The organism is Streptomyces sp. H27-C3 (genome assembly GCF_030063415.1).
Taxonomy (GTDB): Bacteria; Actinomycetota; Actinomycetes; order Streptomycetales; family Streptomycetaceae; genus Streptomyces.
Genome location: NZ_JASITA010000010.1, coordinates 92,044 through 106,493, shown reverse-complemented (window position 1 = coordinate 106,493; position 14,450 = coordinate 92,044). Strand labels below are relative to the sequence as shown.

At 71.4% G+C, this 14,450-nt stretch carries 15 protein-coding genes; 9 read left to right on the top strand and 6 right to left on the bottom strand.

Annotation, left to right across the window (positions count from 1 at the left end; all coding sequences use genetic code 11):
• Positions 1–7: 7 nt before the first annotated feature.
• The 4 genes from QMK30_RS12340 to QMK30_RS12325 all read left to right on the top strand — a co-directional run bounded on the left by QMK30_RS12340 (position 8) and on the right by QMK30_RS12325 (position 5,611).
• Positions 8–2,569: an ABC transporter permease gene (locus QMK30_RS12340; protein ID WP_283517616.1), complete on the top strand. Its 2,562-nt coding sequence runs from the start codon at positions 8–10 to the stop codon at positions 2,567–2,569.
• Between the two features lie 88 nt (positions 2,570–2,657).
• On the top strand, positions 2,658–3,083 hold the full coding sequence (locus QMK30_RS12335) for a GNAT family N-acetyltransferase (protein ID WP_502963123.1): 426 nt from the start codon (positions 2,658–2,660) through the stop codon (positions 3,081–3,083).
• A 168-nt stretch (positions 3,084–3,251) separates the two neighbouring features.
• Entirely contained in the window at positions 3,252–4,592 is a 1,341-nt protein-coding gene (locus QMK30_RS12330; RefSeq protein WP_283517612.1) for a hemolysin family protein, read from the top strand.
• Positions 4,589–5,611: a hemolysin family protein gene (locus QMK30_RS12325; protein ID WP_283517610.1), complete on the top strand. Its 1,023-nt coding sequence runs from the start codon at positions 4,589–4,591 to the stop codon at positions 5,609–5,611. Before QMK30_RS12330 ends, QMK30_RS12325 begins: the two co-directional genes overlap by 4 nt.
• Here QMK30_RS12325 and QMK30_RS12320 read toward each other — a convergent pair.
• The gene (locus QMK30_RS12320; RefSeq protein WP_283517609.1) at positions 5,608–5,856 is read right to left on the bottom strand and encodes a holin; all 249 of its coding nucleotides are present in this window, start codon (positions 5,854–5,856) and stop codon (positions 5,608–5,610) included. The genes QMK30_RS12325 and QMK30_RS12320 overlap by 4 nt on opposite strands.
• Before the next feature lie 112 nt (positions 5,857–5,968).
• Between QMK30_RS12320 and QMK30_RS12315 the strand changes: the two genes are divergently transcribed.
• From QMK30_RS12315 to mug, 3 genes are all read left to right on the top strand, one after another.
• Positions 5,969–6,754 carry an SGNH/GDSL hydrolase family protein gene (locus QMK30_RS12315; protein WP_283517608.1) on the top strand — a complete coding sequence of 262 codons (786 nt, stop codon included), beginning with the start codon at positions 5,969–5,971 and terminating at the stop codon, positions 6,752–6,754.
• Positions 6,755–6,825: 71 nt separating this feature from the next.
• Positions 6,826–8,268: an adenylosuccinate lyase gene (gene purB, locus QMK30_RS12310; RefSeq protein WP_283517607.1), complete on the top strand. Its 1,443-nt coding sequence runs from the start codon at positions 6,826–6,828 to the stop codon at positions 8,266–8,268.
• A gap of 30 nt (positions 8,269–8,298) precedes the next feature.
• Positions 8,299–8,835: a G/U mismatch-specific DNA glycosylase gene (gene mug / locus QMK30_RS12305; protein ID WP_283517606.1), complete on the top strand. Its 537-nt coding sequence runs from the start codon at positions 8,299–8,301 to the stop codon at positions 8,833–8,835.
• 8 nt (positions 8,836–8,843) lie between these two features.
• Here the strand turns inward: mug and QMK30_RS12300 are convergent, their stop codons facing one another.
• The 3 genes from QMK30_RS12300 to QMK30_RS12290 all read right to left on the bottom strand — a co-directional run bounded on the left by QMK30_RS12300 (position 8,844) and on the right by QMK30_RS12290 (position 10,248).
• Positions 8,844–9,122 (bottom strand): helix-turn-helix domain-containing protein, encoded by a 279-nt coding sequence (locus QMK30_RS12300; protein WP_283517605.1) that lies wholly within the window; start codon positions 9,120–9,122, stop codon positions 8,844–8,846.
• 297 nt (positions 9,123–9,419) lie between these two features.
• A complete protein-coding gene (locus QMK30_RS12295) occupies positions 9,420–9,743 on the bottom strand; it encodes an ANTAR domain-containing protein (RefSeq protein WP_283517603.1) in 324 nt (107 codons plus the stop codon).
• Positions 9,744–9,897: 154 nt separating this feature from the next.
• Positions 9,898–10,248 carry an SRPBCC family protein gene (locus tag QMK30_RS12290; protein ID WP_283517602.1) on the bottom strand — a complete coding sequence of 117 codons (351 nt, stop codon included), beginning with the start codon at positions 10,246–10,248 and terminating at the stop codon, positions 9,898–9,900.
• A 24-nt stretch (positions 10,249–10,272) separates the two neighbouring features.
• Here QMK30_RS12290 and QMK30_RS12285 point away from each other — a divergent pair, with 24 nt between their 5' ends.
• Positions 10,273–11,430 (top strand): ROK family transcriptional regulator, encoded by a 1,158-nt coding sequence (locus QMK30_RS12285; protein WP_283517600.1) that lies wholly within the window; start codon positions 10,273–10,275, stop codon positions 11,428–11,430.
• A 38-nt stretch (positions 11,431–11,468) separates the two neighbouring features.
• On the opposite strand, the gene QMK30_RS12280 is transcribed toward QMK30_RS12285, so the two are convergent.
• Positions 11,469–12,233, bottom strand: coding sequence for a GntR family transcriptional regulator (locus tag QMK30_RS12280; RefSeq protein ID WP_283517598.1), 765 nt, complete (start codon positions 12,231–12,233; stop codon positions 11,469–11,471).
• 147 nt (positions 12,234–12,380) lie between these two features.
• On the bottom strand, positions 12,381–13,262 hold the full coding sequence (locus QMK30_RS12275) for an RNA polymerase sigma-70 factor (RefSeq protein ID WP_283517596.1): 882 nt from the start codon (positions 13,260–13,262) through the stop codon (positions 12,381–12,383).
• A 198-nt stretch (positions 13,263–13,460) separates the two neighbouring features.
• Here QMK30_RS12275 and QMK30_RS12270 point away from each other — a divergent pair, with 198 nt between their 5' ends.
• Entirely contained in the window at positions 13,461–14,306 is an 846-nt protein-coding gene (locus QMK30_RS12270) for an alpha/beta fold hydrolase (protein ID WP_283517594.1), read from the top strand.
• Positions 14,307–14,450: the final 144 nt, after the last annotated feature.

Below are 14,450 nucleotides of genomic sequence, written 5' to 3'. Positions count from 1 at the left end.
GGCCTCCATGCTGAAGGCGACACTGCGGAGCTTCTTCGCACACAAGGGACGGCTACTGCTGTCCGCGCTGGCCGTCATCCTGTCCGTGGCCTTCGTGGCGGGCAGCCTGATCTTCTCGGACACGGTGGCCCGCACCTTCGACCGGCTCTTCGCCTCCACCTCGGCGGATGTCACGATCACAGCCAAGGAGGAGATCAGCGAGAGCGTGCCGTCGGGGATCGCACAGACCGTCCCGGCGTCCCTCGCGGACCGCGTCGGCGAGGTCGACGGTGTCGCCCGTGCCTGGATCGATGTCTCCGCCGAGAACATCACCGTCGTCGACCGTGACAACGAATCAGTGGGGCCGACGAGCGGCGCCCCGACCATCGCGACCAACTGGTACGTCACCGACCGCAGTCCGGTGAAGCTGACCAGCGGCCATGAGCCGCGCGGCCCGCACGAGGCGCTGCTGGACAAGGACACCGCCGACAAGAAGGACGTCGGCATCGGCGACACGCTCACGGTCCTGGCCCGGCCGGGGTCCTTCAAGGTGCAGATCGTGGGCATCGCCACCTTCACCACCACCAACCCCGGCGCGGCCCTGGTCTTCCTGGACACCCCGACCGCCCAGAGCCGGCTGCTCGGCCGGGCCGACACGGCCAGCGGCATCTCGGTCGAGGCGGCGGCGGGCGTCGACGACAACACGCTCAAACAGCGGATCGCCGCCGAGTTGGGCTCCGGGTACGATCTGGACACCGCCGCCGAGCAGGCCGAGTCCGCCGCCGCCGATCTGGGCGGCTTCATCGATGTGATCAAGTACGTGATGCTGGGGTTCGCCGGTGTCGCGGTCCTGGTCGGCATCTTTCTGATCGTCAACACCTTCTCCATGCTGATCGCGCAGCGCACCCGCGAACTCGGGCTGATGCGGGCGCTCGGCGCGGACCGCCGCCAGGTGCGGCGCTCCGTCCTCACCGAGGCGCTGCTGCTCGGCCTGGTCGGCTCCACGCTGGGACTGGCCGCCGGGGTCGGCCTGGCGGCCGGACTCATCGCGCTGATGAGCACGTTCGGCATGAATCTCAGCGCCGCCGAGATGGTGGTCGGCTGGGGCACACCGGTCGCCGCGTACGTCGTCGGGGTCGGTGTCACCTTCGTCGCCGCCTATCTTCCCGCGCGCAGGGCCGCCCGGGTGTCACCGATGGCCGCGCTCGCCGATGTCGAAGTGGCGGGCGTCGGGCGGCCGTTGAAGGTCAGGGCCGTGGCGGGCACGCTGCTCGGCGCGGCCGGCGCCTTCGCGCTCGGCGGGACCGCAGCGAACGAGGAGACCGCGACGGCGTCCTCGCTGCTCGGCCTCGGCATCGTGCTCACCCTGATCGCCACCGTCGTCGCGGGCCCACTGCTGGTGCGGCCGGTGATCCGGGTGCTCGGCGGGGCGTTCCCCCGGCTGTACGGGCCCGTGGGCCGCATGAGCCAGCGCAACGCCCTGCGCAATCCCCGGCGTACGGGCGCCACCGCGGCGGCGCTGATGGTCGGGCTCGCCCTGGTGGCCGGGCTCTCGGTGGCGAGCGCCTCGATCACCAAGTCCTTCGACGACCAGATCGACAAGACACTGGGCGCCGACTTCGTCGTACAGAACGGCTCGTTCATGCCGTTCCCGCGCGAGGTCACCGAGAAGGTCCGCGCGGAGCCGGACGTCGCCGTCCTGGTGCGTCAGCGCTTCGTGCCGCTGGCGGTACGGCTGCCGGACGGCGAGCGCGTCGAGACGACGGCCGTCGGGTACGACGCGCGGCTGGACGAGGTCGCGCGCGTCACCTACACGAGCGGTGACACGGCCGCCGCGCTGGCGCCGGGCAGCCTGGCCATGGATGTGGAGTACGCCCGGGAGCACAAGGTGAGGATCGGCGCGGTGCTGCCGGTCGAGTTCCCCGGCGGCAAGAAGGCGGAGCTGAAGGTCGCCGCGTTCAGCGACATGGACCAGTCGGGCGGGCCCGGGATGGCGGGCGGGCTCTTCATGGGGCTCGCCACGGTGGAGAAATATTTGCCGGACGGCCAGGAGAGCGCGGTGTACGTCAACGCGGCCGACGGCGACGTGCAGCAGCTGCGCGCGGGTCTGGAGAAGGTTCTCGAACCGTATCCGCAGGTCCAGGTCAGGGACCAGGCCGACTACAAGGAGCTGATCCGCGAGCAGATCGCGGTGATGCTCTACCTGGTGTACGCCCTGCTCGGCCTGGCGATCGTCATCGCGGTGCTGGGAGTGGTCAACACCCTGGCGCTGTCCGTGGTGGAGCGGACCCGTGAGATCGGGCTGCTGCGCGCGATCGGGCTCTCCCGGGTCCAGCTGAGGCGGATGATCCGGCTGGAGTCCGTGGTGATCGCGGTGTTCGGAGCGGTGCTGGGGCTGACGCTGGGCCTGGTGTGGGGAGTGGCCATCCACCAGGTGCTCGCGCTGGAGGGCCTGACCGCCTTCGCCGTGCCGTGGGGCACGGTGGCTGCGGTGGTGGTGGGTTCGGTCGTGGTCGGCCTGGTGGCCGCGCTGCTTCCTGCGCTGCGCGCCTCGCGGATGAATGTCCTGGGGGCGATCGCCCACGAGTGAGACGGGGAGCCGAGGGGCCACCCGGCCGCCCCGACCACATGGTGGAAGCCGGTCGACGGCCACGCGCGCGCGGTGGTGGGATGACGCCATGGATGGTCTTCGAATACGGGCCGCGGGCCCCGCCGACCTCGACGCGGTACTGGCCTTCTGGAAGGAGGCCGCCGAGGGGACCAGCATCAGCGACGACCGGGCGGGCATCGAGCGGCTGGTCGCCCGTGATCCGGACACGCTGATCCTCGCGGAGCGCGGCGCCGAGCTCGTCGGCACCGTCATCGCGGGCTTCGACGGCTGGCGCTGCCATCTGTACCGGCTCGCGGTGCACCCGGACCGGCGGCGTCAGGGCATCGGCTCGGCGCTGCTCGCGGCGGCCGAGGAGCGGTTCCTCGCGCTGGGCGGGCGGCGCGGCGACGCGATGGTCCTGGACGACAACGAGCGCGCGCGCCAAGCGTGGCGCGCCGCGGGATACGCTCCGGAGCCGCAGTGGTCCCGGTGGGTCAAGGCACTGGCGCACTGACGCCGACGGCCTACTGACCTCCGCCGCGCTTTGCCCATCCTTTACCATGGGCGGACATTGATCACCCACTTCCGAAAGGTGTGAGCGTCCGCCCATGGGCGAGCCTCCCAGTAGTCGACATCGCGCGTTCCTCCCCGCCCTGCCCGACCATGGGACGGAGGTGAACCGATGACCGAAGTGCTTCTGCTCGCCCTGGCCGTGCTGCTCTCGCTCGCCTGCGGAGCCTTCGTCGCGGCGGAATTCTCGCTGACGACCATCGAGCGCGGCGACCTGGAGCGGGCCGTGGAGCGCGGCGACCGGGGCGCGGCAAGCGCCCTGAAGGCCGTACGCAGCCTCACGTTCCAGCTCTCCGGCGCCCAGCTCGGCATCACCGTCACCAACCTCCTCGTCGGCATGCTCGCCGAGCCCTCCATCGGCAAGCTGATCCGCGGACCGATGGAGGGACTCGGCCTGTCCCCCGCGACGGCATCGACGGTGGCCCTGGTCATCGGCACGGGCCTGTCCACCATCGTCCTGATGGTCGTCGGTGAGCTGGTCCCCAAGAACTGGGCGATCTCCTCGCCGCTGGCCGTGGCGAAGGTCGTCGCCACCCCGCAGCGGATGTTCAGCGCGGCCTTCCGCCCGCTCATCAGCCACCTCAACAACACGGCCAACCGCATCGTGCGGCGCTTCGGCATGGAGCCCGCCGAGGAACTGGCCTCCGCCCGCAGCCCCCAGGAGCTGGTCGCACTGGCGCGCCACTCCGCGAAGGAGGGTGCGCTGGAGGCGGACACCGCCGAGTTGTTCGTACGGACCCTCAATCTGGCGGAACTGACCGCCGAGAATGTGATGACCCCGCGCGTCCAGGTCACCGCCCTCGATCTGCAGGCGACCGCGGAGGACGTCGCGAACGCCACCCGCGCGACCGGCCTCTCCCGCTTCCCCGTGTACCGGGGCAGCCTCGACTCCGTCGTCGGCATCGCGCACATCAAGGACGTGCTGACCGTGCCGGCGGACCGCAGGGCGACGTACGCCGTCTCGGGGCTGCTGCGCGAACCGCTGCTGGTCCCGGAGACACTCACCGTCGACCGGCTGCTCGACCGGCTTTCGGGCAAGCACACCATGGCCGTCGTGATCGACGAGTACGGCGGCACGGCGGGCGTCGTGACGCTGGAGGACATAGTCGAGGAGGTTGTCGGCGAAGTACGCGACGAGCACGACCCGCACGAGACGCCCGACCTCGCCCCGGCGGGCGAGGACGCCGACGGGCACACTTTGTGGTCCGCCGACGGCGCGGCCAGGACCGACCAGCTGGAGCGGGTCGGACTGCGGGTGCCCGATGGCCCCTACGAGACGCTCGCCGGCCTGCTCGCCACCGAGCTGGGACGCATCCCGGTGGTGGGCGACCACATCGAGCTGGCCGGCTGGCAACTGAACGTGGTGGACGCGTCGGGCCGCCGCGCGGCGCGCGTGCTGCTGCACGCACCGCTGCCCAGTGACTCCACCGCGGACGAGGAGGCCCGGCGATGACCGCGATCCAATTGCTCATCGGCCTGCTCACGCTGGTCGTCAACGCGTTCTTCGTCGGCGCGGAGTTCGCGCTGATCTCGGTGCGCCGCAGTCAGATCGAGCCGGAGGCCGAAGAGGGCAACCGGCGGGCGCGCAGCGTTCTGTGGGGTCTTGAGCACATCTCGGCGCTGCTGGCCGCCGCGCAGCTGGGCATCACGCTGTGCACCCTGGTGCTGGGTGTGGTCGCCGAGCCCGCCATCGCGCATCTGCTGGAGCCGGTCTTCCACGCCGTGGGTGTGCCGGACGGGCTGACCCACCCGATCTCCTTCGTCATCGCGCTCGCCGCGGCGACGTATCTGCACATGCTCTTCGGCGAGATGGTGCCGAAGAACATCGCGCTGGCCGAGCCGGTACGGACCGCGCTGCTGCTCGGTCCGCCGCTGGTGGGGCTGGCCCGTGGCCTGCGCCCGGTGATCTTCACGATCAACGCCTTCGCCAACACCCTGCTGAAGCTGATGCGGGTGGAGACCAAGGACGAGGTGTCGGCGACGTTCTCGGACGACGAGCTGGCGCGTCTGGTCACGGACGCGGGCCACGCCGGTCTGCTCGACGGCCGGGCCGCCGAGCGGCTGCACGACGCCCTGGAGCTGGGCCGCCGCCCAGTGCGTGACGTGATCATGCCGGTGGAGCGGGTGGTGTTCGCCCAGGCCGGCACCACGCCGGAGGGGCTGGAGCAGTTGGCGGCCCAGTCGGGCTTCTCCCGCTTCCCCGTCCTGGAGGGGCTGCGGATCCTCGGCTATCTGCATGTGAAGGACGCCCTGGACGCCACTCCGCGCGACGTCCCGTTCCCAGTGTCGGCGCTGCGACCGATCGCCCGGGTCCGGGCGGACGCACCGCTCGACGACGTCCTGACGGCGATGCGGCGCAGCCGTACGCACCTGGCGGCGGTGCTGGGCGAGGACGGCGACCCCACGGGGCTCGTCACGATGGAGGACGTGCTGCGCGAGCTGGTGGGCCGCCCGGACCAGCAGCAGGCCTAGTGGACGGATGGCTGGGCGCGGTCCGTGGTCTCGGTGAGACCCGGGCCGTGCCCGCCGCCCACCCCGGACGCGCCGATCGCCGTGAGGATGGCGAGCACGGTGGCGAGGCCCGCGGTCGAGACGGCGGCGAGCCAGTTGACGTCGATGAGGTTCGTCGCCCCGGCGGTGAGGACCGCGACGAGCGACTGCGCGAAGGTGCGAAGCGCCCGCTCCCCGGTGGCCTTCCAGAATGCGGCAGTGAACATGGCTCGCTCGCTCTCTCCTCGCGGACTCCTGTACCCGGGATACCGCGCCCCCGCCCCGGTGGACAGACCCCGGGCGCATGTCTCGCGCCGCCGGGATACGATCGCACCCGCCATGGAAATGAATGCCAACTACACCAGTCTTGTCGCGCTCGGCGACTCGTTCACCGAGGGCATGTCGGACGCGCTGCCCGACGGCTCGTACCGCGGCTGGGCCGATCTGCTCGCCGCGCGGCTCGCCGCGAATACGCCTGGCTTCCGGTACGCGAATCTCGCCGTACGCGGAAAGCTCATCGCCCAGATCGTCGAGGAACAGGTCGACGTCGCGGTCGCCATGCGGGCGGACGTCGTGACCCTGGTCGGCGGACTCAACGACACCTTGCGGCCCAAGTGCGACATGGGCCGGGTGCGCGGATATCTGGAAGAGGCCGTGGAGCGGCTCGCGCCGTCCTGCGAGCGGCTGGTGCTGATGCGCAGCCCCGGACGCGACGGCCCGGTGATGCAGCGGTTCCGGCCGCGCATGGAGGAGCTGTTCGACTTCATCGACACCCTGGCCGCGAAGCACGGCGCCCTGGTCGTCGACCTGTACGGGACGCCCGCGCTCGGCGATCCACGGATGTGGCACGTCGACCGGCTGCACCTGACGGAGGAGGGGCACCGGCGGGTCGCCGAGGCCGTGTGGCAGGTGTTGGGCCGGGCGGCCGAGGACGACTGGCGGACGCCGCTGGCCCCGGGCGCGCTGCCCGGCTGGGCGGCGCGGCGCGGCAGTGATCTGCGGTTCGCGCGCGAGCATCTGGTGCCGTGGATCGGACGACGGGTCACAGGACGATCGTCCGGCGACGGCCGGCCGGCCAAGCGGCCCGAGCTGCTGCCGTACGACGACGACCCGCGCACTCCGTAGCCTCTCTCGTAGCAAGCCACAAACGGGACCGGGGCGTCGGCCTGCGTGAACCGCCAGTAGAATCTCTCCACGTGACTGCTGCTCCTGCGAAGCCCCGCATCCCCAATGTCCTGGCCGGCCGCTACGCCTCCGCGCAGCTGGCCGTCCTGTGGTCCCCCGAGCAGAAGGTGAGGCTGGAGCGCCGGCTGTGGCTCGCCGTGCTCCACGCCCAGAAGGACCTCGGCATCGAGGTGCCCGACGGCGCCCTCGCCGACTACGAGCGTGTACTCGACCAGGTCGACCTGGCGTCGATCGCCGAGCGCGAGAAGGTCACCCGCCATGACGTGAAGGCGCGGATCGAGGAGTTCAACGCGCTCGCGGGTCATGAGCAGGTCCACAAGGGCATGACCTCCCGTGACCTCACCGAGAACGTCGAGCAGCTGCAGATCCGGCTGTCCCTTGAGCTGATGCGCGACCGCACGGTCGCCGTCCTCGCGCGGCTCGGCAGGCTGTCCGGTGAGTACGCGGAGCTGGTCATGGCCGGCCGCTCGCACAATGTCGCGGCCCAGGCGACGACCCTCGGCAAGCGCTTCGCGACGGTGGCCGACGAGCTCCTGGTGGCGTACGGCCGCCTGGAGGAGCTGCTCGGCCGCTACCCGCTGCGCGGCATCAAGGGCCCGGTCGGCACCGCGCAGGACATGCTGGACCTGCTCGGCGGCGACGCGCAGAAGCTGGCCGACCTGGAGCAGCGGATCGCCGTGCACCTCGGCTTCTCGCAGGCCTTCACCTCGGTGGGCCAGGTCTACCCGCGCTCGCTGGACTACGAGGTCGTCACCGCGCTCGTGCAGCTGGCGGGCGGACCCTCGTCGCTGGCCAAGACGATCCGGCTGATGGCCGGGCACGAGCTGGTGACGGAGGGCTTCAAGCCCGGCCAGGTCGGCTCGTCCGCGATGCCGCACAAGATGAACACCCGCTCCTGCGAGCGCGTCAACGGCCTCATGGTGATCCTGCGCGGCTACGCCTCGATGACGGGCGAGCTTGCGGGCGACCAGTGGAACGAGGGCGACGTGTCCTGCTCGGTGGTGCGCCGGGTCGCGCTGCCGGACGCGTTCTTCGCCTTCGACGGTCTCCTGGAGACCTTCCTGACCGTCCTCGACGAGTTCGGCGCGTTCCCCGCGGTCGTCGCCCGCGAACTGGACCGCTACCTGCCGTTCCTCGCCACCACCAAGGTGCTGATGGCGTCGGTACGGGCCGGAGTCGGCCGCGAGGTCGCGCACGAGGCCATCAAGGAGAACGCGGTGGCGTCGGCGCTGGCCATGCGCGAGCAGGGCACCGAGCGCAACGAGCTGCTCGACAAGCTGGCGGCCGACGGCCGGATCCCACTGGACCGCGCGCAGCTGGACGGACTGATGGCGGACAAGCTGTCGTTCACCGGCGCCGCCGAGCAGCAGGTCGCGACCGTGATCTCGCGCATCGAGGAGATCACCAAGCAGCACCCCGAGGCCGCCGGGTACACCCCCGGTTCGATCCTCTGACGCGCACGGAATGATCGGACTGTCCACGGTATGACGCCGGAAGAGCTCCAGGCCGCCCGCGACCATCTCATTCCCGATGTGGTCGCGGACGGGCTTCGGGTGCTCTTCTGCGGGATCAACCCCGGGCTGATGTCCGCCGCGACGGGCCACCACTTCGCCCGCCCCGGCAACCGCTTCTGGCCGGTGCTGCACCTGTCGGGCTTCACCCCGCGGCAGCTGAAGCCCCCGGAGCAGGGCGAGTTGACGTCGTACGGCCTCGGCATCACCAATGTGGTGGCGCGGGCCAGCGCGCGGGCCGACGAGATCAGCGATGAGGAGTTCCGCGAGGGCGGGCGGCTGCTGACGGCCAGGGTCGAGCTGCTGCGGCCCCGGTGGCTCGCGGTGGTCGGGATCACCGCGTACCGCACGGCATTCGGCGAGAAGAGGGCCTCGATCGGTCAGCAGGTGAGGACGATCGGCGCGACCCGGATCTGGGCGCTGCCCAACCCCAGCGGCCTCAATGCACATTGGACCGCGCAGACCATGGCCGAGGAGTACGCCCGGCTGCGGATCGCGGCAGAGGACTGACCCCCGCGCTACGAGGCGTGCGGCGGCGGTGCGGCTCTGCGCATCTCCGAGGGGTCCTTGCCGAACCAGCGGGCCACCGCGCGGCGCAGGGTGCGTGCGTCGCTGAAGCCGAGCAGCGCGGCGATGGTGTGCAGCGGCAGATCCCTGGTGGTCAGCAACTCCTCGGCGCGGACCAGGCGTACGTAGTCGACGAGCGCCTCGTACCTGGTCCCGCACTCGGCGAGGCGTCTGCGCAGGGTGCGTTCGCTCATCCCCCGCGCCCGTGCCTGCTGGGTGAGCGGGGGCACCTGGAGCGGCCGACGGGCGGGCCCGTTGCCAGGCGAGCACCAGGGACTCGCCGCGGTCCTCGGCGGTGTACTGCACCACGGTGGGGCCGTCGTCGACCGGGCCACGGAGCCGGTGCCGGACACCGTGCTGCACGAGATGGAGGACCTGCTTGTACGTCGCCACGAACCCGTACGCCAGGACGATCGGCGGCCTCCAGGAGCGGCTGTACATGCCCGAGGCCAGTCCACGGACCGCCTCCGGGTGGACGTGCCGCCGTGCGAGCGGCGCGTCCACCCGGAGGCGGTCCGTGGCGGGGCTCAGCCCGGCTCGCCGCAGGGGGACTGCCGGGCCATGCTCGCCTTCAGGGCCACATCGATTTCGGGTGGCAGGCTGCCGTCGCAGGTCCATTCGACAAGTCGGTCGGCGACGCTTCTGACCTTGGTGTTCGTGTGCTGCGAGACCTCGACCAAGACCTCCCAGGCCTGGTCGGGGGTCAGCCGCCCGACCGCGCAGATGACGCCTATCGCCTGGTCGACGTCGGCGTGCGAGGTCACGGCCTGCTTCAGCTGCTCCACTTCCTCACGAAGGGAGGCGACCTCCGCGGCAGCGGTCGTCGTCGCGCCCTGATCACGTGTAGGCATCGCTCTCCCTTGTGCGCAACCGGCTCAATCGAAATTTCGTTCACATCCACGATGCCAAACATCCGTGATTTGCACACACCATTCTACCGATGACCACCGAGCGTGAGTTCGCGGCCCCTGAGCCCCATGGGCTTCGAGCCGGTGCGTGACGCGGCTACGCGGCGCCCGCGTCCGAGTTCGGGGCCGTCAACCTGCGGGCGAGGTAGCGCTGGAACTGCCACAGCGGCCTCTCCAGGTGCGAGACGCGTCCGCCGGGCGGTGCGGGGCCGGTGGCCAGCCCCCGCTGCACACCTCGGACCGCGACCAGGTCCCCGCCCTGGAGCACGTCGAGCTTCTCCCGCGAGCACCGCGGGTAGGTGCCGTACTCCGGGTGCTCGCTCGCCTCGGCGGGCACCCGGATCGCGAAGAGGGCGTCGTGGGTGGTTGGGCCCGGTGGGGACCCGGCCGTACGGCAAGGGTCACGCTCGCCGCGCCACGGTCCAGCGAGTACGATCCGGCCTGACACGCGTACGAACTGGGAGGACACACGTTGGGGAGGCTGACCGGCGGAGACCCCTCTCTGCTGCGGCGGATCAACTCCGCCGTGGTGCTGCACGCGCTGCGTGCGGCGGACTCCCCCACACTGACCGATCTGACCCGCGTCACCGGGCTGTCCCGGCCGACGGTCGAGGGTGTGATCGAAGGGCTCATGGAGACCGGTCTCGTCGTCGAGGCCCCGCCCGAGGACATCGAGACCCGGCGCCAGGGCCGCCCCGCGCGCCGGTTCCGGTTCCGGGCCGAGGCGGGGCATCTCCTGGGCATCGAGATCGGCCCGCACCGGATCGCCGCCCTGCTCTCCGGCCTCGACGGCCGTGTCATGGGCGCGGGATCGCGCGAGGTGTCCGAGACCGCGTGCGCGGACGAGCGACTGGAGCGGGTACGCACCGTGGTCGCCGATGTGCTGCGCCGGTCCGGAGTCGCGCGCAGCTCCCTGCGTGCCGTCGGCGTGGGCAGCCCCGGCATCGTGGAGGCCGACGGCACCGTGCGGCTGGGCACCGCGCTGCCCGGCTGGACCGGTCTTGCGCTCGGCGAGCGGCTGCGCCGGTCCTTCCGATGCCCCGTCCTGGTGGAGAACGACGCGAACACCGCGGCGGTCGCCGAGCACTGGAAGGGCGCCGCAACCGACTCCGACGACATCGTCTTCGTCATGGCCGGGCTCAGCCCGGGTGCGGGCTCGCTGATCGGCGGGCGGCTGCACCGCGGCTACGGCGGGGCGGCCGGCGAGATCGGCGCACTGCATCTGCTGGGCCGTGAGGTCACCCCGGAGACCCTGCTCTCCACGACGGACAAACCGCTGCACGCGCTCGACGAGCAGGCGGTGGCCGCCGTGTTCCGCCAGGCCAAGCAGGGTGACGTACGGGCCGGGGAGGCCGTCGAGAGGTTCATTCAGCGGCTGGTGCACGATGTCGCGGCGCTGGTGCTCGCGCTCGACCCCGAGCTGGTGGTGATCGGCGGCTGGGCGGCCGGCCTCGACGGCGTACTGGAGCCGCTGCGCGGCGAGCTGGCGCGGTACTGCCTGCGTCCGCCCAGGGTGGCGCTGTCACTGCTCGGTGAGGCGGCCGTGGCGACCGGCGCGCTGCGCCTGGCCCTCGACCATGTCGAGGAGCAGCTCTTCGCCGTCGAGGGAACGGTGACGGCCCGCCACTGAGTGAGTGACGGGCCGCGAAGAGCGATACGGGAGACGGGTCAGGACGCCTTGCGCTCCTGCGCGTGGTGGCTGATCCGCATGTCGCCCTGGTCACCGAAGGTGAGCCGACAGGTGTCCGCCCGGTAGGTGGCCACCGATACGGCGGCGGTCCTGCCCGCGGCGAAGTAACGGGCGGTGACGACGAGGACGGGCGCGCCGGGCAGCCGGTCCAGTTCCTTCGCGTCGTCGGCGCGGGCCGAACCGAGCTCGACCGCACGGTCCTGGCCGTCCATGCCGAGGCGCTGCAGCTCGCGCAGCACGCTGCGGGCGCGGGCCGGTCCGGAGGGGGCCTCGATGCCGGGGAGATCCGGCACTGACCCGACCGGTACGTACAGCAGCTCGGCGGCGACCGGCTGACCGTGCGACATCCGGGTCCGGCGCACCGTGTGGACCTCTTCCTCGGCCTCCGCGTCGAGCAGCCTGGCGGCCGCCACCGGGGGAACCGACGTCACACAGTCGACGGGCTGCCAGGCGTCGCCGACCGCGCCGGGCCAGCCGTGCTGCGAGGCGCCGACGTCCACGCCCACGCGGGGCGGTGCGACGGTGGTGCCCACGCCGCGGCGGCGCTGAAGCCGGCCTTCCAGCTCAAGCTGTTCGAGCGCCTGGCGGAGCGTGGCACGGGCGACGCCGAAGCGCGAGGCGAGGTCCCGCTCGTTGGGCAGGACCTCACCGACCGCGAAGTCGGAGTCGAGTGCCTCGCTGAGCACGGTCTTGAGATGCCAGTACTTGGGCTCCGGCACCGTGTCGAGCTGCGTGATCCCCACCCTGATCCTCCGCAATCGCCGTGTGTCCGGCGGATTTTCGCGCCCTTGTTTATTAAAGGTTCCTGCACTAACTCTGCGAGAGTAAGTCCGACCCTCCCCTTGGTCAAGACCAATGCACGGGAGACGGACACTCCTGTCAGGTGTTGTTCACGGAGCGAGTGCGGCCAGCTTGTCCGGGTTGCGCATGACATAGACGCATTGAATGAGTCCGTCCACGACGTCCACCTGGAAGACGGTGTCGGGCTTCCCGCCGGACAGGATGAGCAGGGCGGGGCCGCCGTTGACCTCCACGAAGCGGAACTCACTGTCGGGGACGGGCTGCTTGGCCACGGCGAACAGGAAACGGCCCACCTTGTCCGCGCTCTCCATGACGCGCAGCGGCGCCTTGGTCTTGCCGCCGCTGTCGCCGATGAGCCGGGCGTCGGGCGCGAGCAGGACGAGCAGGGCGTTGATGTCGCCTCCCGACGCGGCGGCGAGGAAGCGCTCGGTGAGGTCACGCCGCTCGGCCGGGTCCACGTCGTAGCGCGTCCTGCGCTCGTCGACGTGCCGGCGCGCGCGTCCCGCCAGCTGCCGGACGGCTGATTCCGAGCGGTCGAGCGCGGTGGCGATCTCCGCGAACGGGAATCCGAAGGCCTCCCGCAGCACGAACACCGCACGCTCCAGCGGAGAGAGCGATTCGAGAACGACAAGGACCGCGAGCGAGACGGAATCGGCGAGTACGGCGCGCTCGGCGGTGTCGGGAACCGCCGGACCGAAGTCGGTCACGACCGGCTCGGGAAGCCACGGACCGACGTACGTCTCTCGCCGCGACTGCGCGTGGCGCAGCCGGTCGATGGCGAGCCGGGTGGTGACGCGCACCAGATAGGCGCGCGGTTCGCGCACGTCATCACGCTCCTGGGCCGACCAGCGGAGCCAGGCGTCCTGTACGACGTCCTCCGCGTCGGCCGCCCGGCCGAGCATCCGGTAGGCCACGCCGGTCAGGACGGGTCGGTGCGCTTCGAAGACATCGGTCACGGTATCGGCAGTCACCTGCCCATCCCAGCCGACGCCACCCCGCCCTGTCCAGGCGGCATCGGTGCGCCACTCGGCACATCTGACGGGCGGACCCGGCGCCGCACAGCCTCTTGAACTCGAAGCTACTCAGCGGTAATTGTTACTGACGCAATGTCTAAGCACTCTCCCCTCGACCAGTCCCTCCGACCACCCCCGAGCACAGGGAGCAGCAGCATGGCCGAAAAGGTCTCCTTCACGATCGAGTCCACCCGGGGGAACCGCACGGTCTCCGTCGCGTACGAGCGGACGGGCGCGGGCGAACCGCTCCTGTTGCTGCACGGCGTGGGCCACCACCGGCAGGCCTGGGACCCGGTGATATCGGCGCTGTCCGCCGAGCACGATGTGATCGCGGTGGATCTGCCCGGATTCGGCGAGTCGCCCGCGCTGCCGGAAGGTTCGCCGTACGACCTGGCGACGGTGGTTCCGGTACTCGACTCGATGTGTGAGGCACTCGGCGTCGAGCGCCCGCATGTCGCGGGCAACTCTCTCGGGGGCCTGCTCGCCCTGGAGTTGGGCCGCGCGGGACGTGTCCGGTCGGTCACGGCGCTCTCCCCCGCGGGCTTCTGGACCGAGGGCGAGCGCCGCTACGCCTTCGGAACGCTGCGCGGGATGCGGCTGGGCGCCAAGTCGCTGCCCCTGACGGTCATCGAGCGCATGTCGCAGACGGCGGCCGGGCGGGCGGCGCTCACCAGCGGCATCTACGCCAAGCCGGGCAGACGTTCGCCGGAGGCCGTGGTCGCCGAGACCCTGGCGCTGCGGGACGCGCCCGGCTTCGCCCCTACCCTCGCCGCGGGCCTCGGCCTGCGGTTCACGGACGACGTGCCCGGCATCCCGGTCACCGTCGCCTGGGGCACTCGGGACCGGCTGCTGCTGCGCCGCCAGGGCATCCGGGCCAAGCACACCATTCCCGGCGCCCGGCTGATCCGGCTGCCCGGCTGCGGCCATGTCCCGATGAACGACGACCCCGCGCTGGTGGCCCGCGTCGTCCTCGACACCGGCCGCCGGGCGGTCGGTGGCTGAGGCCGGGGAAGCGGTACGGCGGCCGTACGCGGACGGCGCGGGGCCGGTTCCCCGGCACCCGGGCCGGTTGTTCACTTGGGGTTCGTGTGCTCGCCGTGGCCGGGGACTAGGCATGGCGTCGCAAGCAGCGCGACGGGCACATCG

Excerpts from the sequence above, each read along its gene's own strand:
- QMK30_RS12340 (WP_283517616.1), top strand. The coding sequence starts at position 8 with ATGCTGAAGGCGACACTGCGGAGCTTCTTCGCACACAAGGGACGGCTA.
- QMK30_RS12335 (WP_502963123.1), top strand. The coding sequence starts at position 2,658 with ATGGATGGTCTTCGAATACGGGCCGCGGGCCCCGCCGACCTCGACGCG.
- QMK30_RS12330 (WP_283517612.1), top strand. The coding sequence starts at position 3,252 with ATGACCGAAGTGCTTCTGCTCGCCCTGGCCGTGCTGCTCTCGCTCGCC.
- QMK30_RS12325 (WP_283517610.1), top strand. The coding sequence starts at position 4,589 with ATGACCGCGATCCAATTGCTCATCGGCCTGCTCACGCTGGTCGTCAAC.
- QMK30_RS12320 (WP_283517609.1), bottom strand. The coding sequence starts at position 5,856 with ATGTTCACTGCCGCATTCTGGAAGGCCACCGGGGAGCGGGCGCTTCGC.
- QMK30_RS12315 (WP_283517608.1), top strand. The coding sequence starts at position 5,969 with ATGGAAATGAATGCCAACTACACCAGTCTTGTCGCGCTCGGCGACTCG.
- mug (WP_283517606.1), top strand. The coding sequence starts at position 8,299 with ATGACGCCGGAAGAGCTCCAGGCCGCCCGCGACCATCTCATTCCCGAT.
- QMK30_RS12295 (WP_283517603.1), bottom strand. The coding sequence starts at position 9,743 with ATGCCTACACGTGATCAGGGCGCGACGACGACCGCTGCCGCGGAGGTC.
- QMK30_RS12270 (WP_283517594.1), top strand. The coding sequence starts at position 13,461 with ATGGCCGAAAAGGTCTCCTTCACGATCGAGTCCACCCGGGGGAACCGC.